The organism is Arthrobacter sp. Rue61a (genome assembly GCF_000294695.2).
Classification (GTDB): Bacteria; Actinomycetota; Actinomycetes; order Actinomycetales; family Micrococcaceae; genus Arthrobacter; species Arthrobacter aurescens_A.
Genome location: NC_018531.1, coordinates 3382978 through 3402829 on the forward strand (window position 1 = coordinate 3382978; position 19852 = coordinate 3402829).

At 60.7% G+C, this 19852-nt stretch carries 29 protein-coding genes; 4 read left to right on the forward strand and 25 right to left on the reverse strand.

Annotated elements, in window-relative coordinates:
* Positions 1-19 precede the first annotated feature (19 nt).
* Together infA and ARUE_RS15380 are read right to left on the reverse strand one after the other, a co-directional pair.
* On the reverse strand, positions 20-241 hold the full coding sequence (gene infA / locus ARUE_RS15375) for a translation initiation factor IF-1 (protein ID WP_011775571.1): 222 nt from the start codon (positions 239-241) through the stop codon (positions 20-22).
* A gap of 195 nt (positions 242-436) precedes the next feature.
* Positions 437-1453: a P1 family peptidase gene (locus ARUE_RS15380; RefSeq protein ID WP_187329893.1), complete on the reverse strand. Its 1017-nt coding sequence runs from the start codon at positions 1451-1453 to the stop codon at positions 437-439.
* Between the two features lie 323 nt (positions 1454-1776).
* On the opposite strand from ARUE_RS15380, the gene ARUE_RS15385 reads away from it, so the two are divergent.
* Genes ARUE_RS15385 through ARUE_RS15395 form a run of 3 tightly spaced genes read left to right on the forward strand, consistent with a single transcriptional unit; the run spans position 1777 to position 5082 of the window.
* Positions 1777-2766 carry a carbohydrate ABC transporter permease gene (locus tag ARUE_RS15385; RefSeq protein WP_014922382.1) on the forward strand — a complete coding sequence of 330 codons (990 nt, stop codon included), beginning with the start codon at positions 1777-1779 and terminating at the stop codon, positions 2764-2766.
* Positions 2763-3683, forward strand: coding sequence for a carbohydrate ABC transporter permease (locus tag ARUE_RS15390; protein ID WP_014922383.1), 921 nt, complete (start codon positions 2763-2765; stop codon positions 3681-3683). The genes ARUE_RS15385 and ARUE_RS15390 overlap by 4 nt, the downstream gene beginning before the upstream one ends.
* A 52-nt stretch (positions 3684-3735) precedes the next feature.
* Positions 3736-5082 carry an ABC transporter substrate-binding protein gene (locus tag ARUE_RS15395; RefSeq protein ID WP_014922384.1) on the forward strand — a complete coding sequence of 449 codons (1347 nt, stop codon included), beginning with the start codon at positions 3736-3738 and terminating at the stop codon, positions 5080-5082.
* A gap of 63 nt (positions 5083-5145) precedes the next feature.
* Here ARUE_RS15395 and map read toward each other — a convergent pair whose 3' ends face one another.
* The 23 genes from map to rpsJ all read right to left on the reverse strand — a co-directional run bounded on the left by map (position 5146) and on the right by rpsJ (position 18026).
* Positions 5146-5973: a type I methionyl aminopeptidase gene (map, locus tag ARUE_RS15400; protein ID WP_043470500.1), complete on the reverse strand. Its 828-nt coding sequence runs from the start codon at positions 5971-5973 to the stop codon at positions 5146-5148.
* Between the two features lie 186 nt (positions 5974-6159).
* Positions 6160-6729: an adenylate kinase gene (locus tag ARUE_RS15405; protein ID WP_014922385.1), complete on the reverse strand. Its 570-nt coding sequence runs from the start codon at positions 6727-6729 to the stop codon at positions 6160-6162.
* Between the two features lie 5 nt (positions 6730-6734).
* Complete coding sequence (gene secY, locus ARUE_RS15410; RefSeq protein WP_011775578.1) at positions 6735-8045, reverse strand: preprotein translocase subunit SecY; 1311 nt, start codon at positions 8043-8045, stop codon at positions 6735-6737.
* A gap of 184 nt (positions 8046-8229) precedes the next feature.
* A complete protein-coding gene (gene rplO, locus ARUE_RS15415) occupies positions 8230-8712 on the reverse strand; it encodes a 50S ribosomal protein L15 (protein WP_011775579.1) in 483 nt (160 codons plus the stop codon).
* Positions 8712-8918: a 50S ribosomal protein L30 gene (gene rpmD, locus ARUE_RS15420; protein ID WP_011775580.1), complete on the reverse strand. Its 207-nt coding sequence runs from the start codon at positions 8916-8918 to the stop codon at positions 8712-8714. Before rpmD ends, rplO begins: the two co-directional genes overlap by 1 nt.
* A 2-nt stretch (positions 8919-8920) precedes the next feature.
* Positions 8921-9592: a 30S ribosomal protein S5 gene (rpsE, locus tag ARUE_RS15425; RefSeq protein WP_011775581.1), complete on the reverse strand. Its 672-nt coding sequence runs from the start codon at positions 9590-9592 to the stop codon at positions 8921-8923.
* Between the two features lie 29 nt (positions 9593-9621).
* The gene (gene rplR / locus ARUE_RS15430; RefSeq protein WP_011775582.1) at positions 9622-10005 is read right to left on the reverse strand and encodes a 50S ribosomal protein L18; all 384 of its coding nucleotides are present in this window, start codon (positions 10003-10005) and stop codon (positions 9622-9624) included.
* Positions 10006-10008: 3 nt separating this feature from the next.
* On the reverse strand, positions 10009-10545 hold the full coding sequence (gene rplF / locus ARUE_RS15435; protein ID WP_011775583.1) for a 50S ribosomal protein L6: 537 nt from the start codon (positions 10543-10545) through the stop codon (positions 10009-10011).
* Between the two features lie 18 nt (positions 10546-10563).
* Entirely contained in the window at positions 10564-10962 is a 399-nt protein-coding gene (gene rpsH, locus ARUE_RS15440) for a 30S ribosomal protein S8 (protein WP_011775584.1), read from the reverse strand.
* Between the two features lie 78 nt (positions 10963-11040).
* Entirely contained in the window at positions 11041-11619 is a 579-nt protein-coding gene (gene rplE, locus ARUE_RS15445; RefSeq protein ID WP_011775585.1) for a 50S ribosomal protein L5, read from the reverse strand.
* Positions 11619-11978, reverse strand: a complete 360-nt coding sequence (gene rplX / locus ARUE_RS15450; RefSeq protein WP_011775586.1) for a 50S ribosomal protein L24 — start codon at positions 11976-11978, stop codon at positions 11619-11621. Before rplX ends, rplE begins: the two co-directional genes overlap by 1 nt.
* Positions 11979-11981: 3 nt before the next feature.
* A complete protein-coding gene (gene rplN, locus ARUE_RS15455) occupies positions 11982-12350 on the reverse strand; it encodes a 50S ribosomal protein L14 (RefSeq protein WP_003803789.1) in 369 nt (122 codons plus the stop codon).
* A gap of 353 nt (positions 12351-12703) precedes the next feature.
* Positions 12704-13000: a 30S ribosomal protein S17 gene (gene rpsQ / locus ARUE_RS15460; protein ID WP_011775587.1), complete on the reverse strand. Its 297-nt coding sequence runs from the start codon at positions 12998-13000 to the stop codon at positions 12704-12706.
* On the reverse strand, positions 12997-13317 hold the full coding sequence (gene rpmC, locus ARUE_RS15465) for a 50S ribosomal protein L29 (RefSeq protein ID WP_014922387.1): 321 nt from the start codon (positions 13315-13317) through the stop codon (positions 12997-12999). The genes rpsQ and rpmC overlap by 4 nt, the downstream gene beginning before the upstream one ends.
* A 2-nt stretch (positions 13318-13319) precedes the next feature.
* Positions 13320-13736, reverse strand: coding sequence for a 50S ribosomal protein L16 (rplP, locus tag ARUE_RS15470; RefSeq protein ID WP_003803795.1), 417 nt, complete (start codon positions 13734-13736; stop codon positions 13320-13322).
* Positions 13737-14558: a 30S ribosomal protein S3 gene (rpsC, locus tag ARUE_RS15475; RefSeq protein ID WP_011775589.1), complete on the reverse strand. Its 822-nt coding sequence runs from the start codon at positions 14556-14558 to the stop codon at positions 13737-13739.
* The gene (gene rplV, locus ARUE_RS15480; RefSeq protein ID WP_011775590.1) at positions 14559-14924 is read right to left on the reverse strand and encodes a 50S ribosomal protein L22; all 366 of its coding nucleotides are present in this window, start codon (positions 14922-14924) and stop codon (positions 14559-14561) included. It lies immediately after the preceding gene.
* 38 nt (positions 14925-14962) lie between these two features.
* On the reverse strand, positions 14963-15244 hold the full coding sequence (gene rpsS / locus ARUE_RS15485) for a 30S ribosomal protein S19 (protein WP_011775591.1): 282 nt from the start codon (positions 15242-15244) through the stop codon (positions 14963-14965).
* Positions 15245-15256: 12 nt separating this feature from the next.
* A complete protein-coding gene (rplB, locus tag ARUE_RS15490) occupies positions 15257-16096 on the reverse strand; it encodes a 50S ribosomal protein L2 (RefSeq protein WP_011775592.1) in 840 nt (279 codons plus the stop codon).
* A gap of 29 nt (positions 16097-16125) precedes the next feature.
* Positions 16126-16431, reverse strand: coding sequence for a 50S ribosomal protein L23 (gene rplW, locus ARUE_RS15495; protein WP_011775593.1), 306 nt, complete (start codon positions 16429-16431; stop codon positions 16126-16128).
* Positions 16428-17045: a 50S ribosomal protein L4 gene (gene rplD, locus ARUE_RS15500; RefSeq protein WP_011775594.1), complete on the reverse strand. Its 618-nt coding sequence runs from the start codon at positions 17043-17045 to the stop codon at positions 16428-16430. The genes rplW and rplD overlap by 4 nt, the downstream gene beginning before the upstream one ends.
* A gap of 4 nt (positions 17046-17049) precedes the next feature.
* Complete coding sequence (gene rplC / locus ARUE_RS15505; protein WP_011775595.1) at positions 17050-17700, reverse strand: 50S ribosomal protein L3; 651 nt, start codon at positions 17698-17700, stop codon at positions 17050-17052.
* Positions 17701-17717: 17 nt separating this feature from the next.
* On the reverse strand, positions 17718-18026 hold the full coding sequence (gene rpsJ, locus ARUE_RS15510) for a 30S ribosomal protein S10 (RefSeq protein WP_003803825.1): 309 nt from the start codon (positions 18024-18026) through the stop codon (positions 17718-17720).
* A gap of 382 nt (positions 18027-18408) precedes the next feature.
* On the opposite strand from rpsJ, the gene ARUE_RS15515 reads away from it, so the two are divergent.
* Complete coding sequence (locus ARUE_RS15515) at positions 18409-19848, forward strand: GH1 family beta-glucosidase (protein ID WP_014922388.1); 1440 nt, start codon at positions 18409-18411, stop codon at positions 19846-19848.
* Positions 19849-19852: the final 4 nt, after the last annotated feature.

The following is a 19852-nucleotide window of genomic DNA, read 5'->3' on the forward strand; positions in this document are numbered from 1 at the left end:
TGCCTTGCCGCCCAGCAATTTACTTGTAGCGGTAGACGATACGACCACGTGTGAGGTCGTATGGGCTCAGCTCAACCACTACCCGGTCCTCGGGGAGGATTCGAATGTAGTGCTGTCGCATCTTCCCAGAGATGTGTGCGAGAACGACGTGCTTATTGGTGAGCTCAACACGAAACATCGCATTGGGCAGCGCCTCAGTCACAACGCCCTCGATCTCAATGACCCCGTCCTTCTTGGCCATATCCTCCGCTAACTGTTGTTTGCCGCCGTCCTCCAGTTAGGCACCGAAGATCCAGCGGACGTTTTTTGTTTGCTTGGCCCTCTTGGAACCACGACACTAAAAAGGGCGTGGCTGCACAGACAACCAACAAATAACTCTACGCCAATGTGGCCGGAAAGTTAAATCCGTCTATGGTAGCGCACGTACCTCCAGCCGTCACTCCCCCGCTTGCCGATAGGCGGGGAAGTCACCGGCCTCCGTCGACACGCTTTCGGCCGCCAGGATGCCATCCAGGATGGCCAGCCGGACGGCTTCCGCCGCGGCGCTTTGGAGCGTTATCAGCGACACCTGCCGTGCCTGCTCAGTGCTACGGTCAAGCCCGACGGCGCCAGTCGCCAAAGCGAACACGGTATCTCCGTCCGCCAACGTATGGGACGGATCCAAGGCCCGGGCCAGCCCCGCATGCCCGGCAGATGCAGTCCGCTTGCACTCGGCCACATCCAGTACGGCATTCGTCGCAATCACCACCAACGTGGTGTTGAGCCCCTGCGGCGGTGTCGCGAACGGCACACCCGGCTGATCCTGCGGGCCTGGGGCCCGGCGGCGCGCTTCTAAGGGAGGCACGACCGAGCGCGCAGAGGGCTGCAGGTCCGCAGGGCCAAACACCGGCGCCCCCATCGCGTTCACCACGGCAATGGCTCCGACGATCACCCCGCCATCGAGAGTGATGGACGACGTACCGACCCCGCCCTTGTAGTGGCCACGCGCAACAACGGCCCCCGTACCGGCACCCACGTTTCCACGTTCGACGGCGGCGTGGTCGCCTGAGGCGAAGGCTGCGGCGGCTGCCTGGTAACCCATGTCTGTACCGGGTCGGGCCTTCACGTCGCCGCCCCGTCCGACGTCGAAGATGGCGGCCGCCGGCACAATCGGCACCACAGTCCCGGGAACAGCGAATCCCCTCCCCTGCTCCTCACACCACAACTGCGCCCCGGTAGCCGAGGCCAAGCCGAACGCGCTGCCACCTGTTAGCACCACGGCATCCACAGTGGAAACCAATGTGGTCGGATCCAGCGCATCGGTCTCATGCGTCCCGGGTCCACCCCCGCGCACGTCGACAGACCCCACAGTCCCCGGCGGAGGAAGCACCACAGTAACCCCGGACAACCACCCCTCCCCCACCCTCTGCACATGCCCAACCCGTATGCCAGCAACATCGGTGATCGAATTCATGGCTCCATTCTCCACCTTCGGCCCCCACAGGACTGCTGGCGGGCTGGACCCCGGCAGCGCGCGTCCAAGGGAGGCACGACCGAGCGCGCAGAGGGGTCCAGTTCGCCCGCAGGGCACGGACCCGACCACGAAGTGGGAGCCGAGCCTCAAATACGAACGGGCGAGTAACGCTGAGTAAACGGGTTAGGAAGTGTAAGCCAACTATCGCTACGGCTCCCCGTTTTGGTCCGGAGGGCCTCTGTGGGTGTGGTGAGCTAGCCCTGTCTTCGCTGCCCCGCTCCGGGAGGCGGCGCTCCACATTCGCCCAAAACCGATAGTGACTCATGACTACCCGACAGATTCACAGCAGCAACACCGTGCCTGCAGACAGGCCGGGCATCGAACCTCCGGCCCCACCCGCCGCGCCTGCAAAGGCCGGACCGGACCGAAAGCGCTGGTCCGCCCGCAGTCGCCGGGAATTCCTGGTGTTCCTTGCCATGGCCTTGCCGAACTTGGTGTTGATCGGCACCTTCACCTATTGGCCGCTGATCAACAACATTTACTACTCCACTCTGGATTGGACGCTCGGTTCGGCTTCGGCCACGGTGGTGGGCTTGCAGAACTATGTCACGTTCTTCACAGGTGAGGACGCGTCCAAAGTCCTTGGGACTACTGCGATTTTCACGCTGGTGACGGTTGGCGGTTCGATGGTCCTTGGCCTGTTGGTTGCCTTGGCCTTGAACTCCAAAGTCCGCGGCACCACGTTCGCCCGGTCGGCCGTGTTCGCGCCGTACGTGTTGTCCGGCGTGGGTGTTGGCTTGGTGTGGCTGTTCATTTTTGACCCCGGCTATGGAGTACTCGCTTGGGTCCTGCGCGGCCTTGGCCAACAGAGCCCGCAGTGGATCAATGATCCTCAGCTCTCTTTGGTGATGGTGATCATCGTGTACGTCTGGAAGAACTTGGGCTATTGCGCGGTGGTGTACCTGGCCGGCTTGCAGTCCCTGCCGCGCGATGTGATGGAAGCTGCGGCTCTGGATGGGGCCAACAGCGCACGGAGGTTCTTCAATATCTCCTTGCCGTTGCTTTCCCCCACCACATTCTTCCTGCTGATCACCACCATGCTCAGCTCTTTGCAGGCTTTCGACCTTATCCGCATCATGACTCCGCTCGGCAACGGCACCAGCACGTTGATCTACGAGGCTTATCTGCAGGCGTTCGGGGCTTACAACAGGGCTGGCTATTCGGCCGCGATATCGGTGATTCTCTTCGCCATCCTGTTGATCATCACTGTTCTTCAACTGCGGTTCGTTGAGCGAAAGGTCCACTATTCATGAGCACGCCTCCACCCGCCGTCGTCGTTGGTTCTCCACAGGAGACCATGCAGGAGATGGCGCCGCATGAGCCGCCGCGACCATTATCCAAAGCCAACCTCATCCGGACCGTGGCAACCGGTTACGTGCCCCTGATCATCGCCACGCTTGTGGTGTTCCTGCCGTTGCTTTGGATGGTGTTGAGTTCCTTCAAGCAACCGGGCGAGATTGTCACGATGGATCTCAAGATCCTGCCGGAGTCCCTGAACCTGGAGAATTACGCCACGGCGATGACCACGGTTCCGTTCGCGCAGTTCTTCGCCAACAGCTTGATCGTTACGGTGGTGGGTTCGTCCATCAAGGTCATCCTGGCGATCCTGACGGCTTACGCGTTGGTGTTCGTTCGTTTCCCGTTCAAGAACGTGATCTTCGTGCTGATTCTGGTGGCGCTCATGGTTCCGGCGCAGGTGTCCATCCTGCCCAACTACATCCTCATCGCGGGCATGGGCGGCAAGAACACTCTGTGGGGCATCATCCTTCCGGGCCTGGGGACGGCGTTTGGCACGTTCTTGCTGCGCCAGCACTTCCTCACGTTACCGCCGTCGATTCTTGAAGCAGCTGAAATCGACGGCGCCGGCCACTGGCGCCGGCTGTGGCAGATCATTGTCCCGGTGTCTGTTCCTTCCATCGCGACGGTGGCGCTGGTGACCGTGGTCAGTGAATGGAACGACTACATTTGGCCGCTCATCATCACTGACCGCCCTGAAACCATGACGCTTCCCGTGGGCCTCACTTTGCTGCAGAACTCTGAGGGGAACGGCGCCGGGTGGGGAATCCTCATGGCGGGCGCTGTGCTGGTGATCGTTCCCATCCTGCTGGTGTTCGCAGCACTCCAGCGATACATCGTTGCCGGGCTGACCCAAGGCAGTGTCACCGGCTGATTTTCTCCAACCGCACCATTCGCATCGAAGTAAGTTATTGAGAGGAAACACCATGCGCACCAACCTTGACCGCCGACATTTCCTGGGCCTGGCGGGCCTCGGCGCCGGAGCTGCGGCTCTCGCCGCTTGCGGCGGACCGTCGACGGCGGGCACGGCAGACGCCGTCGACACCGCAACTATCGACTTCAGCGGCATAAAGCCCGCCGCATCCATCGACTTCTGGACCAACCACCCTGGTAAGTCCCAGGATGTGGAGAAGGCGATCATCGAGAAGTTCCATGCCAAGTTCCCTGACATCAAGGTGAACCTGGTGACGGCCGGCGCCAACTACGAAGAGATCGCCCAGAAGTTCCAGACGTCCCAGGCAGCCAAGACGGGCCTCCCCGGATTGGTGGTGCTCTCGGATGTCTGGTGGTTCCGCTACTACTCGAACGGCAGCATCATCCCCATCGATGGCCTGGTGAAGCAACTGGACATCAAGATCGACGACTTCCAGAAGTCGTTGGTGGATGACTACAAGTACGAGGACAAGCAGTGGGCGCTCCCCTACGGCCGTTCCACCCCGCTGTTTTACTACAACAAGGACCACTTCAAGGCCGCCGGCCTTCCGGACCGGGCGCCGGCCACGTGGCAGGAATTTGCCGAGTGGGCACCCAAGTTGAAGGCGACGTCGGGTGCGCAGTACGCCTACATCTACCCGGCCCTGGCTGGCTACGCGGGCTGGACCTTGCAGAACAACCTGTGGGGCTGGGGCGGAAGCTGGTCAAAGGACTGGGATATCACGTGCGATTCTCCTCAGTCCGTCGCCGCGCTGCAGTGGGCGCAGGACTCCATCTATAAGGATGGTTGGGCCGGCGTCTCGTCCAAGGAGGCAGCGGACGACTTTGCCGCGGGGATCACCTCGTCCACGATTTCCTCCACTGGCTCACTGCTTGGCGTCCTGAAGGCAGCCAAGTTCAACGTGGGCGTCGGGTTCCTGCCCGGCGGCCCGGAGGCACCCAGCAGCGTTTGCCCCACAGGCGGTGCGGGCCTGGGCATCCCCAGCGGCATCAGCAAGGAAGAGCAGCTGGCTGCTGCGACGTTCCTCAAGTTCATGACCGAACCTGAGAACACTGCGGCATTCTCGGCAGCCACCGGCTACATGCCCACCAGGCTTTCCGCTGACATGTCGGCCGTTCTTGCAGCCACGCCGCAGATCAAGACCGCCATGGACCAGCTCGCCGCCACCAAGGTTCAAGACAATGCCCGCGTGTTCCTGCCCGGAGCTGACCAGGAGATGGCCAAGTCAGCGGCCAAGATCCTGACGCAACAAGGAGACGTCCAAGCAACCATGAACGAGCTGAAGAAGACCCTCGAGGGCATTTACACCAAGGATGTAAAGCCCAAGCTGAAGGCCTAACAGCCTTTCCGGGGATAAGAAGAGCTGGGCTACTTCAGTAGCCCAGCTCTTCTTTTGCAATTCTTACGGGATAGGGACAGGCACGACGCCGAGCGGCGCCAATTGCTCGGCTCCTCCATCCGGGGCTGACAAGACCCAGATGCCCTTTTCGTGAACAGCTACCGAGTGCTCCCACTGGCAGGATCGCTTGCCGTCGGTGGTGACCACGGTCCAGTCGTCGTCGAGGGTGGCGGTCTCGATGCCGCCACGAACCAACATTGGTTCAATGGCCAGGCACAGGCCGGGCCGGATCTTGGGGCCGCGGTGGCTGGTCCGGTAGTTCAAGACGTCGGGCGCCATGTGCATCTCCGAGCCAATCCCGTGGCCCACGTAGTCCTCCAGGATGCCCAACGGCTTTCCGGGGACGGATGACACGTAGTCATCGATCGCGTTTCCGATGTCCCCCACAAACTTGCCTTTAGCGAGGCCTGCTATGCCCCGCCACATTGCTGCCTCGGTGACGTCGGAAAGACGCTGGTCTTCCGGGTCGGCGTTGCCTACGATCACGGTCCTGGCTGAGTCGGAATGCCAGCCATCAACGATGCAGCCGCCATCGATGGAGATGATGTCGCCGTCGTTGAGGACCCTGCCACCCGGGATGCCGTGGACCACTTCCTCATTGACCGAGGTGCAGATGGTTGCAGGAAAGCCGTGATAGCCGAGGAAGTTCGACTTCGCCCCGGCGTCGTTCAAGACTGCAGCAAAGACGTCGTCCAGGTCCTTGGTGGTGACGCCCGGTTTGGCCGCCGCAACGGCAGCGTCGAGTGCACGGCTCAGGACCAGGCCGGCCTGGTGCATGGTGCGCATCTGCTCGTTGGTTTTGTATTCAATGCGGGGCTGACCGAACGCCATGATCTCCTCTGGAAGGTTTGCTGTAGAGGCCGATCGGGCCCCCTGCTCCGACCATTTTCCCGCACCGGGGAGCGTGGCCGAAATTGGAATGCATCGTGGAAACGAAGAAGGGTGTGTCCCGCACTCACGGTACGGGACACACCCCTTGCTCCGCATAGCTGGTCTCCCGGCTATGTGGAGAACGAACTAAACGGCCTTGGCCGACTCGATCGCCGTCAGCACGCGGTCGGTAACTTCGTCGATACCGCCGATGCCATCAACCTGCGTGAGGATGCCACGCTCGGCGTATTTGGCCACAACGGCTTCGGTCTGCTCGTGGTAGAGATCCAGGCGGTGACGGATGACGGCTTCGTTGTCATCCGAACGGCCCGTTTCCTTGGCACGGCCGAGGAGGCGGGTTACCAGCTCTTCGTCGTCGGCGGTCAGCTGGAGCACGACGTCGAGCTCCTGCTCACCCTCGGCGAGGATCTGGTCAAGGTAGTCAACCTGCGCGGTGGTGCGCGGGTAGCCATCCAGGAGGAAGCCGTTCTCGACGTCGCTCTGGCCCAGGCGATCGCGAACCATGTTGTTCGTGACGCTGTCCGGAACAAAGTCACCGGCATCCATGTACTTCTTCGCTTCAATGCCCAAAGGGGTTTCGCCCTTTACGTTGGCACGGAAGATGTCGCCGGTGGAGATGGCGACTACGCCGAGGCGCTCGGAAATCCGCTCAGCCTGCGTACCCTTGCCCGAACCGGGAGGTCCAATGATCAGCATTCTCGTCATCGCAAAAGCCCTTCGTAGTGACGTTGTTGTAGCTGCGCATCAATCTGCTTGACGGTCTCCAGGCCGACACCCACCATGATCAGAATTGACGTGCCACCGAACGGGAAGTTCTGGTTGGCGTTGATCAGGACGAGTGCAACCAAAGGAATCAACGCGACGAAGCCCAGGTAGAGGGCTCCAGGCAAGGTGATCCTGGAAAGCACGTACTGCAGGTAGTCCGCGGTCGGTTTACCCGCCCGGATGCCCGGAATAAACCCGCCGTACTTCTTCATGTTGTCCGACACTTCTTCAGGGTTGAAGGTGATGGCTACATAGAAGTAGGTGAAGAAAACGATCATGGCGAAATAGAGCGCCATGTAGATGGGGTGGTCGCCACGGGTGAGGTTGTTGTTGATCCACTCAACCCACGGGGCCATCTGCTCCCCTGGAGCCGGCTGGTTGAACTGCGAGATCAGCCCGGGCAGGTAGAGCATGGAGGACGCGAAGATGACAGGCACGACGCCGGCCATGTTCACCTTGATGGGGATGTAGGTGCTGGTGCCACCCACTGTGCGGCGGCCGATCATACGCTTGGCGTACTGAACCGGAACGCGGCGCTGTGACTGCTCCACGAAGACCACCAAGGCGACCGTAAGAAGGCCGACGGCAAGGACAGTGAAGAACGTGCCCGGACCCTTTGACTCCCAGATGGAGCCCAGCGAGCCGGGGAAGCTTGCAGCGATGGAGGTGAAGATCAGCAGCGACATGCCGTTGCCCACACCCTTTTCGGTGACCAGCTCGCCCATCCACATGATGAGGCCGGTGCCGGCCGTCAACGTGATGATGATGAGGATGGTGGTCATGATGCTCTCATCAGGAATGATGGGCAGCGCACAGCCCGGCAGCAACTGGCCGGATCGGGCCAAGGACACCAAGGTGGTGGCGTTAAGCAGGCCCAGGGCGATGGTGAGGTACCGGGTGTACTGCGTCAACTTTGACTGACCGGAGGAACCCTCTTCGTAGAGCTGCTGGAACCGGGGAATGACTACCCGGAGCAGCTGCACGATGATGCTCGCCGTGATGTAGGGCATGATGCCCAAGGCAAACACTGAGACCTGCAGCAACGCGCCGCCGCTGAACAAGTTCACCAGCTGGTAGATGCCCTGCGAGGTGTCACCGGTGTTCAAGCATTGCTGGACATTCTGGTAGTTCACACCAGGCGAGGGGATGAAAGCTCCCAAGCGGAAGATTGTGATGATTCCCAGCGTGAACAACAACTTGCGTCGCAAATCAGGCGTCCGAAACGCCCGGCCGAATGCGCTTAGCAAGCGTCCTCCTGAGTAGAAAGTACAAGGATGTGGATGGGATCAATGAAACCCAACAACCGAGTCTAACCGCTTGTGACGCCGTCGGAATAATCGAGAGTCCACAATCACGCAAAAAATCCCGGTATACAGGGCCGAAGCCCCGCATACCGGGATCCTTTACAACGGGCATTTGCCCCACTGACTCTTAGAGAGCAGTGGTGCTTCCGCCTGCTGCGGCAATCTTTTCCGCAGCGCTGGAAGAGAATGCGTGGGCGGTGACGTCAACCTTGACGGTGATGTCGCCGGTGCCCAGCACCTTGACGGGCTGGTTCTTGCGAACGGCACCCTTCTCAACCAAGGACTCGACGGTGACTACGCCACCTTCCGGGAACAGCTCGTTGAGCTTCTCCAGGTTAACAACCTGGAACTCAACCCGGAACGGGTTCTTGAAGCCGCGCAGCTTCGGCAGGCGCATGTGCAGCGGCAGCTGGCCGCCGGCAAAGCCAGCCTTTACCTGGTAACGGGCCTTCGTACCCTTGGTACCGCGACCAGCGGTCTTACCCTTGGAGCCTTCACCACGACCAACACGGGTCTTGGCGGTCTTGGCACCCGGGGCGGGGCGCAGGTGGTGGACCTTCAGAGCGTGCTGCTTCTCAGCAGTCTCTTCGGCGGTCTTGTTCTCTGCCATTACTTCGCCTCCTCTACATTCACGAGGTGCGGAACCGTGTTCAGCATTCCAACGGTCACGGCGTCAGCGTTACGGACAACAGTGTGTCCGATGCGCTTCAGGCCGAGGGACCGAAGGGTAGCCTTCTGGTTCTGCTTGGCGCCAATGACGCCCTTGATCTGGGTGATCTCCAACTTGGCGTCGGAGGGAGTCAGGTTCTTAGCCATGACTAAACACCTGCCTTCTGGTTCTGGAGCGCGCGCACCAGAGCAGCAGGAGCAACCTCGTCCAGCGGCAGGCCACGGCGGGCAGCCACGGAAGCGGGCTCTTCGAGCTGCTTCAGAGCGGCAACAGTCGCGTGAACGATGTTGATCGCGTTTGAGGAACCGAGCGACTTGGAGAGGATGTCGTGGATACCCACGCACTCCAATACCGCGCGGACCGGACCACCGGCGATAACACCGGTACCGGCGGAAGCCGGACGCAGCAGGACTACACCTGCAGCGGCCTCACCCTGCACACGGTGCGGGATGGTGCTGCCAACGCGGGGAACGCGGAAGAAGGACTTCTTGGCCTCTTCAACGCCCTTTGCGATAGCCGCGGGAACTTCCTTGGCCTTGCCGTAGCCGACGCCGACCATACCGTTGCCGTCACCGACGACGACGAGAGCGGTGAAGCTGAAGCGACGACCACCCTTGACGACCTTGGCAACGCGGTTGATGGTGACAACGCGCTCTACGAACTGGCTCTTCTCAGCCTCACGACCGCCGTCGCGGCCACCACGGCCACCACGGTCGCCGCGGCCCTGGCCACGGTCGCCGCGCTCGCCACGACGTCCGCCGCGGCGGTCATCGGTAGCGGGTGCGGTCTCAGTTGCTTCAGCAGCTACAGCTTCAGTCACCTGGGTGTCCTTTTCGTTATTTTCAACGGTCACAGTGCCAGCCCACCTTCGCGAGCACCGTCAGCGACGGCGGCGATACGGCCGTGGTACTTGTTACCGCCACGGTCGAAGACAACAGCTTCGACGCCTGCAGCCTTGGCACGCTCGGCAACGAGCTCGCCGACGCGCTTGGCCTTGGCAGTCTTGTCTCCGTCAAATGCGCGGAGGTCAGCTTCCAGGGTGGAAGCGTAAGCCACGGTTACACCCTTGCTGTCATCGACAACCTGGACGAATACGTGACGTGCCGAACGGTTGACGACCAGACGAGGACGTACAGCCGTACCGGTGATGCGCTTGCGGATACGAAGCTGGCGACGGCTGCGTGCAGCAGACTTGCTCTTGTTCGAACGCTTCTTGTTAATTGCGATGGCCATGGTTTACTTACCAGCCTTTCCGACCTTGCGGCGGATGACTTCGCCGGCGTAACGGACACCCTTGCCCTTGTAGGGGTCGGGCTTGCGCAGCTTGCGAATGTTGGCAGCAACCTCGCCGACCTGCTGCTTGTTGATACCCGCAACAGAGAGCTTGGTCGGACCCTCTACTACGAAGGTGATGCCTTCGGGTGCAGAGACGTTGACCGGGTGGCTGTAGCCCAGAGCGAACTCCAGGTCAGAACCCTTGGCCTGAACGCGGTAACCAGTACCAACGATTTCAAGCTTCTTCTCGTAGCCCTCGGTAACGCCCTGGATCATGTTGGCGATCAGGGTGCGGGTCAGGCCGTGCAGCGAACGCGAGTTGCGCTCGTCGTTCGGGCGGGTGACCGTGAGAGTGTTCTCTTCCTGGGTAACCTCGATCGGGCTGGCCACAGTGTGGCTCAGCTCGCCTTTGGCACCTTTGACGCTGATGACGGAGCCATCGAGCTTGACCTCAACTCCGGCAGGAACGGTGATGGGGAGACGTCCAATACGTGACATTATTCTCTTCCTTTCCCGTTACCAGACGTACGCGAGGACTTCGCCGCCCACGCCCTTCTTGCCGGCCTGCTTGTCAGTCAGGAGGCCGGAAGAGGTGGACAGGATTGCGATACCCAGGCCACCCAGCACGTGCGGCAGGTTGGTGGACTTCGCGTAAACGCGGAGGCCCGGCTTGGAGATGCGGCGGACGCCAGCGATGGAACGCTCGCGGTTCGGACCGAACTTCAGGTCGATGGTCAGCTTCTTGCCAACCTCGGCGTCTTCTTCCTTCCAGCCGGCAATGTAGCCTTCTGCCTTCAGGATGTCAGCAACGCGTGCCTTCAGTTTGCTGTACGGCATGGACACGGTGTCGTGGTATGCCGAGTTTGCATTGCGCAGACGCGTGAGCATGTCTGCGACAGGATCTGTCATAGTCATTTGGGCTATAGCCCTTCCTCGTACCGGTTTCCGCTGCGCTTGCTCCTAAGAGCCTGCGCGGACGGACCTGTCACGTAGTTAGTTTTCGGTCTTGAACGGGAAACCAAGCGCCTTGAGCAGCGCGCGGCCTTCGTCATCGGTCTTGGCGGTGGTAACAACCGTGATGTCCATACCGCGAACGCGGTCAATGGAGTCCTGGTCGATTTCGTGGAACATAACCTGCTCGGTCAGACCGAAGGTGTAGTTGCCGTTACCGTCGAACTGCTTGCCGTTGAGGCCGCGGAAGTCGCGGATACGCGGCAGTGCCAGCGAAACAAGACGGTCCACGAATTCCCACATGCGGTCTCCACGCAGAGTTGCGTGTGCACCGATGGGCATGCCTTCGCGCAGCTTGAACTGTGCGATCGACTTGCGGGCCTTGGTTACCTGCGGCTTCTGGCCGGTGATCAGGGTGAGGTCGCGGACAGCGCCGTCGATCAGCTTGGAGTCCTTAGCGGCATCTCCAACACCCATGTTCACTACAACCTTCACCAGGCGGGGAACCTGGTTGACGTTCGCGTAGCTGAATTCGTCCTGCAGTGACTTTTTGATGGTCTCTGCGTACTTCGTCTTCAGACGCGGAACGATCTTTACCGGAGTCTCGAGAGTCTCAGTCATTAGATGTCCTTCCCGGTGGCCTTGGACACGCGGATACGGACGGTCTTGGTAGCGCCATCCTTCTCAACGGTGTCGAGACGGAAACCAACACGGGTCGGCTTCTTGGTGGACGGGTCAACCAAAGCAACGTTGGAAACGTGGATCGGGGCTTCAACAACCTCGATGCCACCGGTCTTGGTGCCGCGCTGCGACTGACCGACCTTGGAGTGCTTGGTGACGCGGTTGATTCCCTCTACCAGCACGCGGTTGGTGTCCGGGAATACGCGCAGGACCTTGCCCTGCTTGCCGCGGTCGCCGCCACGTTCCTGCTTGGCGCCAGTGATGACCTGAACGAGGTCACCCTTCTTGATCTTAGCCATGGACTAAAGCACCTCCGGGGCCAGCGAAACGATCTTCATGAACTTCTTGTCGCGAAGTTCACGACCAACCGGGCCGAAGATACGGGTACCGCGGGGGTCACCGTCGTTCTTCAGGATCACAGCTGCGTTTTCGTCAAACTTGATGTAGGAACCATCCGCACGGCGGCGTTCCTTCTTGGTACGAACGATGACAGCCTTGACGACGTCACCCTTCTTTACGTTGCCGCCAGGGATAGCGTCCTTGACGGTGGCGACGATGACGTCGCCGATGCCTGCGTAGCGACGACCGGATCCACCGAGAACGCGAATGGTAAGGATTTCCTTAGCACCCGTGTTGTCGGCGACCTTGAGTCGCGACTCCTGCTGAATCAATTTTTACTCCTTGCGTCGCGCCGGTTCTCAGACCGAAATCATGCATACGGAATGAGCCTTGCGGAACGGTTGATCGGGGTGTCTCTTGACCTGCCTGGATTTTGCCAGAACAGGCCTAAACGCCCGTGCCACAAGCATCAGCTTCCCTTGCAGAAAACTCTGCGCGGGGCAGTATGCAGCGGCACGATTGTTTACGAGGTAGTGGACGACGCACAAGTGGCGCCATACAAACTCAATATCCTAGCACGTCAGCGGCCTAAAACCGAAACGGCGGGAGAAGCGGAAAGGCCCGCATTCCCAAGGGAATGCGGGCCTCTCCAGTGAATCACTGCCAGGCGAGCCCGGCGTTGGATTTACTTGGCCTTTTCGAGGATCTCCACCAGACGCCACCGCTTGGTAGCGGAGAGCGGGCGGGTCTCAGAGATGAGAACGAGGTCGCCGATGCCGGCGGTGTTCTCTTCGTCGTGAGCCTTGATCTTCGAGGTGCGGCGAATAACCTTGCCGTACAGAGCGTGCTTCACGCGGTCTTCAACCTGAACAACGATGGTCTTTTCCATCTTGTCAGAGACAACGTAGCCGCGACGCGTCTTACGGTAACCGCGCTGTTCAGCGCTGGCTGCTGCTTCCGTCACAGTTTCCTTCTCGCTCACTTGGCGTCCTCTCCAGCTTCAACCTCGGCCTTTTCAGCCTTGGCAGCCTTCTTGGACTTCTTTTCTTCCTTGGCTTCCACAACCGGTGCGGCAACCTCGGCACGAATGCCCAGCTCGCGCTCACGGAGAACGGTGTAGATGCGTGCGATGTCCTTCTTTACCGCGCGCAGGCGACCGTGGTTCTCCAGCTGTCCGGTGGCGGACTGGAAACGCAGGTTGAACAGCTCTTCCTTGGACTTGCGGAGTTCTTCAACGAGACGCTCGTTGTCGAAACCGTCCAGCTGTGCGGGTGCGAGATCCTTCGACCCTACTGCCATTTCTATTCACCACCTTCGCGACGCACAATGCGTGCCTTCAACGGGAGCTTGTGGATTGCCAGGCGCAGGGCCTCGCGAGCTACCTCTTCATTGACACCGGAGAGTTCGAAGAGAACCCGGCCCGGCTTGACGTTTGCGACCCACCATTCCGGAGAACCCTTACCGGAACCCATGCGGGTTTCGGCAGGCTTCTTCGTCAGCGGACGGTCCGGGTAGATGTTGATCCAGACCTTACCGCCACGCTTGATGTGGCGGGTCATCGCGATACGAGCGGACTCGATCTGACGGTTGGTTACGTATGCCGGGCTGAGAGCCTGGATACCGTACTCACCGAAGCTGACCTTGGTGCCGCCCGTTGCAGCGCCGGAACGACCCGGGTGGTGCTGCTTACGGTGCTTGACTCGACGTGGGATAAGCATTTAAGCCTGTCCTCCTTCTGCTGCCGGAGCAGCAGCTTCAGCGGCCGGTGCTTCAACGGCAGCGGGTGCTGCCTCAGCTGCCGGACGGTCGTTACGACGACGGCGGTCGCCACCCGGGCGGCCCGGGCGGTCTCCTGCACGGCCACGGGACGGAGCAGCAGCTGCCTGCTGAGCCAGTTCCTTGGCAGTTACGTCACCCTTGTAGATCCAGACCTTCACGCCGATACGGCCGAAGGTGGTCTTGGCTTCGTAGAAGCCGTAGTCGATGTTCGCGCGGAGGGTGTGCAGGGGCACACGGCCTTCGCGGTAGAACTCCGAGCGGGACATTTCTGCGCCACCCAGACGACCCGAGCAAGCAACACGGATACCCTTGGCACCCGCACGCTGTGCGGACTGCATGGCCTTCTTCATCGCACGGCGGAAAGCCACGCGGGAAGTGAGCTGCTCAGCGATGCCCTGGGCAACAAGCTGTGCTTCCATCTCGGGGTTCTTGACCTCGAGGATGTTCAGCTGAACCTGCTTGCCGGTGAGCTTTTCGAGCTCGCCGCGGATGCGGTCTGCTTCAGCGCCGCGGCGGCCGATAACGATACCCGGGCGTGCCGTGTGGATATCCACGCGGACACGGTCACGGGTGCGCTCGATCTCGACCTTGGCGATGCCGGCGCGCTCCATGCCGGTGGACATGAGCTGACGGATCTTGATGTCCTCGCGGACGAAGTCCTTGTAGCGCTGTCCGGGCTTGGTGCTGTCAGCGAACCAGTGCGAAACGTGGTCGGTGGTGATGCCGAGTCGGAACCCGTGCGGGTTAACTTTCTGTCCCACTTAGCGAGCCTCCTCTTTCTCCGGGGTTGCGACAACCAGCGTGATGTGGCTGGTCCGCTTCCTAATGCGGTAGGCGCGGCCCTGGGCACGCGGCTGGAACCGCTTCATGGTCGGGCCTTCATCAACAAATGCTTCGGTGATGAAGAGGTCGCTGTCGTCGAATGCAACGCCGTCACGGTCCGCGAGGACACGTGCGTTGGCCATTGCCGACTGAAGTACCTTGAATACCGGCTCCGAAGCTGCCTGGGGGGCAAACTTCAGAATTGCCAGAGCCTCATTCGCTTGCTTACCACGAACAAGGTTGACGACGCGCCGGGCCTTCATAGGCGTTACGCGGATGTGACGCGCAATAGCCTTGGCTTCCATTGCTTTCCTTCTCTCGTCTAAGACGTAAGGTCAGGCGCCTAGCGGCGCTTGCCCTTACGGTCGTCCTTAACATGGCCGCGGAATGTCCGCGTGGGAGCGAATTCGCCGAGCTTGTGCCCGACCATCGACTCAGTGACAAACACCGGGATGTGCTTGCGTCCGTCGTGTACGGCGATCGTGTGCCCGAGCATGTCGGGGATGATCATCGAACGGCGGGACCAGGTCTTGATGACGTTCTTGGTGCCCTTATCGTTTTCCCGTGCGACCTTCACAAAGAGGTGCTGGTCAACGAAAGGACCTTTTTTCAGGCTGCGTGGCATGTGTCCAGGCTCCTATCGCTTGTTCTTGCCAGTACGGCGGCGACGAACAATAAGCTTGTCGCTCTCTTTGTTCGGACGGCGGGTACGGCCCTCGGGCTTGCCGTTCGGGTTAACCGGGTGACGTCCACCGGAAGTCTTACCTTCACCACCACCGTGCGGGTGGTCAACCGGGTTCATGGCTACACCACGGACGGTCGGGCGAACGCCCTTCCAGCGCATACGGCCGGCCTTGCCCCAGTTGATGTTCGACTGCTCGGCGTTGCCGACCTCGCCGACGGTTGCGCGGCAGCGCACGTCAACGTTGCGGATTTCGCCGGAGGGCAGACGCAGCTGGGCGAAGCGGCCTTCCTTGGCAACGAGCTGTACCGAAGCACCTGCGGAACGTGCCATCTTGGCGCCGCCACCCGGACGCAGTTCAACTGCGTGGATTACGGTACCAACCGGGATGTTGCGCAGCGGCAGGTTGTTGCCCGGCTTGATGTCAGCGTCAGGACCAGCCTCGACGAAGTCACCCTGGGACAGCTTGTTAGGAGCGATGATGTAACGCTTGGTGCCATCAACGTAGTGCAGGAGTGCGATGCGAGCCGTACGGTTCGGGTCGTACTCGATTTCGGCAACGCGGGCGTTGATGCCGTCCTTGTCGTGACGACGGAAGTCGATCAGACGGTACTGGCGCTTGTGCCCACCACCCTTGTGACGGGTGGTGATCTTACCGGAGTTGTTACGGCCGCCGGTCTTGTGCAGCGGACGCAGCAACGACTTTTCCGGAGTCGATCGCGTGATTTCAGCAAAGTCGGCTACGCTCGAGCCACGACGGCCCGGGGTAGTCGGCTTGTATTTACGGATTCCCATAATTTATTTCCTCGTTAAAGTGGTCTCCGCTACGCGAGCGGACCGCCGAAGATGTCGATTGTGCCTTCTTTGAGGGTGACAATTGCACGCTTGGTGCTCTTGCGCTGTCCCCAGCCGAATTTGGTGCGCTTGCGCTTACCGGCACGGTTGATGGTGTTGATCGAGTCAACCTTGACCGAGAAGATCTTCTCGACGGCCAATTTGATCTCGGTCTTGTTCGAGCGAGGGTCCACCAGGAAGGTGTACTTGCCTTCGTCGATCAGACCGTAGCTCTTTTCCGAAACGACGGGTGCAAGCACGACGTCGCGCGGGTCCTTGATGGTGGTTACGCTCACTTGGAGGCCTCCTCGTTCTTGGCCTTGTCAGCGACGAACGCCTCGAAAGCAGCCTTGGTGAAGACCACGTCGTCGGAGATGAGTACGTCGTAGGTGTTCAACTGGTCTGCGTACAGAACGTGAATACCTGCGAGGTTGCGCACGGAGAGTGCAGCAACATCGTTGGCGCGCTCGATTACGACGAGCAGGTTCTTGCGCTCGGAGACTGCACGCAGCGAAGCCAGTGCTTCCTTGGCGGACGGCTTGGTGCCGGCTACCAGTTCAGCGATGACGTGGATGCGGCCGTTGCGGGCGCGGTCAGACAGGGCGCCGCGGAGTGCAGCAGCCTTCATCTTCTTGGGGGTGCGCTGGCTGTAGTCACGAGGGGTCGGACCGTGGACAACGCCACCGCCGGTCATGTGAGGAGCACGGATTGAACCCTGACGGGCGCGGCCGGTGCCCTTCTGCTTGAACGGCTTGCGACCTGCACCGGAAACCTCGGCGCGGGTCTTCGTCTTGTGGGTACCCTGGCGTGCAGCAGCGAGCTGTGCGACGACGACCTGGTGCAGCAGGGGCACGTTGGTCTGGACGTCGAAGATCTCTGCAGGCAGGTCTACCTTGACAGTGCTAGTCATTTAACTAGGCTCCCTTCACGGCGGTGCGTACGAGTACGACCTGGCCGCGGGCACCGGGGACGGCACCCTTGATAAGGAGCAGCGACTTCTCAGCGTCAATGGCGTGAACCGTGAGGTTCAGCGTGGTGTGACGCTCGGCGCCCATGCGGCCGGCCATTTTCAGGCCCTTGAAGACGCGGCTCGGGGTGGATGCGCCACCGATGGAGCCAGGCTTACGGTGGTTCTTGTGGGCACCGTGGGAAGCGCCAACGCCGTGGAAGCCGTGACGCTTCATAACACCGGCAAAGCCCTTACCCTTGGAGGTGCCGACGACGTCGATCTTCTGGCCGGCTTCGAAGATCTCAACAGAGAGCTCCTGGCCCAGCTCGTAGGATGCGGCGTCTGCGGTACGCAGTTCGACGACGTGGCGGCGAGGAGTTACGCCAGCCTTTTCAAAGTGACCAGCCAGCGGCTTGGTGACCTTGCGGGGGTCGATCTGGCCGTAGCCGATCTGGACGGCGACGTAGCCATCTACCTCTGCGTTGCGCAGCTGGGTGATGACGTTGGAGTCAGCCTGGACGACAGTTACCGGGATGAGCTTGTTGTTCTCGTCCCAGACCTGGGTCATGCCGAGCTTCGTGCCCAGCAGGCCCTTTACGTTACGGGTTGCGGTCATAGTCTCTCAGCACCTCCCTAGAGCTTGATTTCGATGTTCACGTCAGCGGGCAGGTCGAGACGCATAAGCGAGTCAACAGCCTTCGGCGTGGGGTCGATGATGTCGATCAGACGCTTGTGAGTACGCATTTCGAAGTGCTCACGGCTGTCCTTGTACTTGTGAGGAGAGCGAATAACGCAGTAAACGTTCTTCTCCGTCGGCAGCGGCACCGGGCCGACTACCGTTGCGCCTGCGCGCGTGACCGTCTCAACGATCTTCCGCGCTGAAACATCAATGACCTCGTGGTCATATGACTTCAGCCGGATGCGGATTTTTTGTCCCGCCATGTCGCCTGACTCTCTTTCAGCTAGTGCTGCTCTAGTTAGGGCTGCTCTGTTTACTTACCTGTTGATGTGGCCGCCGAAGCGTTTGAGGATTTACCACCACACGCCGCACAAGCTGAATCCGGAGTAATCCGGGTTCCTCACCTTGCCGGCGCACCGACCCCCGCGGTCGGGCGTGTCGCGATTTCCACGCAAACTCGACCGCAATCATGGGGTTCAGGGTTATGTTTGGGCTTCAGCCTGGACCCTGACACCCGGCATTATCCGGATCGGGACACGAAGAAGCGCTTGAACAACTCATCCAGTATGGCGGAAATATGGTGTAAAGGCCAATCGACCCTGAGGAGCCATTGCCCGGCCCCCATCCTGTGAGGATGATGGGGGCATGAACGCCCGGGATTCAGGTTCAGTGGAAGATCTCGCCGCCCGCCTGCGCCCGGGGTTCACGCTGGGTGTTGCGGCTGCCGCCTTCCAGATTGAGGGTTCCCTGACCGCTGATGGTCGTGGCCCGTCGGGTTGGGATGCGTTCTACGAAAAGCCGGGAGCAATAGTCGACGGCGGCTCCCCCGCCGTCGCGTGCGATCACTATAACCGTGCTGATGAAGACATCGCCTTGATGCAAGAGCTGGGCGTTGATTCCTACCGCTTTTCGCTTTCTTGGCCGCGAATCCAGCCCGGAGGCAAGGGTGCAGTCAACCAGCGTGGCCTGGACTTCTACGATCGCCTGATCGACAAACTCCTGGCTGCAGGCATTTCCCCCATGGCCACGTTGTACCACTGGGATACCCCTCTGGAGTTGGAGCACGCCGGGGGGTGGATGAACCGGGACACCGCGGAACGCTTCGCAGTCTATTGTGAAGCCGCCGCTGAGCGCTTCGGTGACCGCGTTGAGTACTGGGTCACCATGAACGAGCCCGTTTCCGTTACCGTGCAGGGCTACGCGTTGGGGGTGCATGCCCCTGGCAGGGAACTGCTGTTCGACTCACTGCCTGCCGCGCATCATCAATTGCTGGGACATGGGATGGCCGTGCGGGCTCTCCGGAGCGCAGGAGTCAAAGGGCAAATCGGGGTGTCCAATATGCACAGCCCCGTCGAGCCGGCCAGCAACAGCCTTGCCGACAGGCTGATGACGCAGGCGCTGGACCTGATCCTCAACCGCATCTATGCCGACGCGATACTGCTTGGCCAATACCCCAAACCACCTTTGCCCATGAAGCCGTGGTTCCGCTCATTAGGTACAGTCCATGACGGTGATCTTGAACTGATCAGCCAACCCTTGGACTTCTACGGGCTCAACTACTACTACCCCGTGAAGGTGGCGGCAGGCCCCGGTCCGGCTGAGATCCCCACCGGAAGGTCGCCCGAAATGTCCAAGGTCCCTTTCCATTTGGCCGCCTACCAGGAATATGAGACCACAGGGTTTGGCTGGCCTGTTGCACCGGAATACCTGGCGTTGCTGCTACGCGAAATGAAAGACCGGTATGGGGAGGCTCTCCCCCCTGTCTACATCACGGAAGGCGGAGCCAGCTTTCCTGAACCAGGCCACGTCGATGGACCTGTCCAGGACACCAACCGCATCACGTATCTGGCCGAACACATAGGACATGCACTGACAGCAACCGGGCCTGGCGGCATCGCCGAGGATGTGGATCTTCGCGGGTACTACGTCTGGACCTTGCTGGACAATTTTGAGTGGGCGGCGGGCTACTCGCAGCGATTTGGCCTCATCCACGTGGACTTCGAGACCCAGGAAAGGACTCCGAAGGATTCCTTTTACTGGTACCGGGCGCTGGGTCGTGCACGCCACCACCACCGGCATATTTAGCCCG

Coding starts and splice junctions, on each gene's coding strand:
- infA (WP_011775571.1), bottom strand. CDS start 241: ATGGCCAAGAAGGACGGGGTCATTGAGATCGAGGGCGTTGTGACTGAG.
- ARUE_RS15380 (WP_187329893.1), bottom strand. CDS start 1,453: ATGAATTCGATCACCGATGTTGCTGGCATACGGGTTGGGCATGTGCAG.
- ARUE_RS15385 (WP_014922382.1), top strand. CDS start 1,777: ATGACTACCCGACAGATTCACAGCAGCAACACCGTGCCTGCAGACAGG.
- ARUE_RS15390 (WP_014922383.1), top strand. CDS start 2,763: ATGAGCACGCCTCCACCCGCCGTCGTCGTTGGTTCTCCACAGGAGACC.
- ARUE_RS15395 (WP_014922384.1), top strand. CDS start 3,736: ATGCGCACCAACCTTGACCGCCGACATTTCCTGGGCCTGGCGGGCCTC.
- map (WP_043470500.1), bottom strand. CDS start 5,973: ATGGCGTTCGGTCAGCCCCGCATTGAATACAAAACCAACGAGCAGATG.
- ARUE_RS15405 (WP_014922385.1), bottom strand. CDS start 6,729: ATGCTGATCATTGGACCTCCCGGTTCGGGCAAGGGTACGCAGGCTGAG.
- rplO (WP_011775579.1), bottom strand. CDS start 8,712: ATGGCAGAGAACAAGACCGCCGAAGAGACTGCTGAGAAGCAGCACGCT.
- rpmD (WP_011775580.1), bottom strand. CDS start 8,918: ATGGCTAAGAACCTGACTCCCTCCGACGCCAAGTTGGAGATCACCCAG.
- rplR (WP_011775582.1), bottom strand. CDS start 10,005: ATGGCCATCGCAATTAACAAGAAGCGTTCGAACAAGAGCAAGTCTGCT.
- rplF (WP_011775583.1), bottom strand. CDS start 10,545: ATGTCACGTATTGGACGTCTCCCCATCACCGTTCCTGCCGGAGTTGAG.
- rpsH (WP_011775584.1), bottom strand. CDS start 10,962: ATGACTATGACAGATCCTGTCGCAGACATGCTCACGCGTCTGCGCAAT.
- rplE (WP_011775585.1), bottom strand. CDS start 11,619: ATGACTGAGACTCTCGAGACTCCGGTAAAGATCGTTCCGCGTCTGAAG.
- rplX (WP_011775586.1), bottom strand. CDS start 11,978: ATGGCTAAGATCAAGAAGGGTGACCTCGTTCAGGTCATCACTGGCGCC.
- rpmC (WP_014922387.1), bottom strand. CDS start 13,317: ATGGCAGTAGGGTCGAAGGATCTCGCACCCGCACAGCTGGACGGTTTC.
- rplP (WP_003803795.1), bottom strand. CDS start 13,736: ATGCTTATCCCACGTCGAGTCAAGCACCGTAAGCAGCACCACCCGGGT.
- rplV (WP_011775590.1), bottom strand. CDS start 14,924: ATGGAAGCCAAGGCTATTGCGCGTCACATCCGCGTAACGCCTATGAAG.
- rpsS (WP_011775591.1), bottom strand. CDS start 15,244: ATGCCACGCAGCCTGAAAAAAGGTCCTTTCGTTGACCAGCACCTCTTT.
- rplB (WP_011775592.1), bottom strand. CDS start 16,096: ATGGGAATCCGTAAATACAAGCCGACTACCCCGGGCCGTCGTGGCTCG.
- rplD (WP_011775594.1), bottom strand. CDS start 17,045: ATGACTAGCACTGTCAAGGTAGACCTGCCTGCAGAGATCTTCGACGTC.
- rplC (WP_011775595.1), bottom strand. CDS start 17,700: ATGACCGCAACCCGTAACGTAAAGGGCCTGCTGGGCACGAAGCTCGGC.
- rpsJ (WP_003803825.1), bottom strand. CDS start 18,026: ATGGCGGGACAAAAAATCCGCATCCGGCTGAAGTCATATGACCACGAG.
- ARUE_RS15515 (WP_014922388.1), top strand. CDS start 18,409: ATGAACGCCCGGGATTCAGGTTCAGTGGAAGATCTCGCCGCCCGCCTG.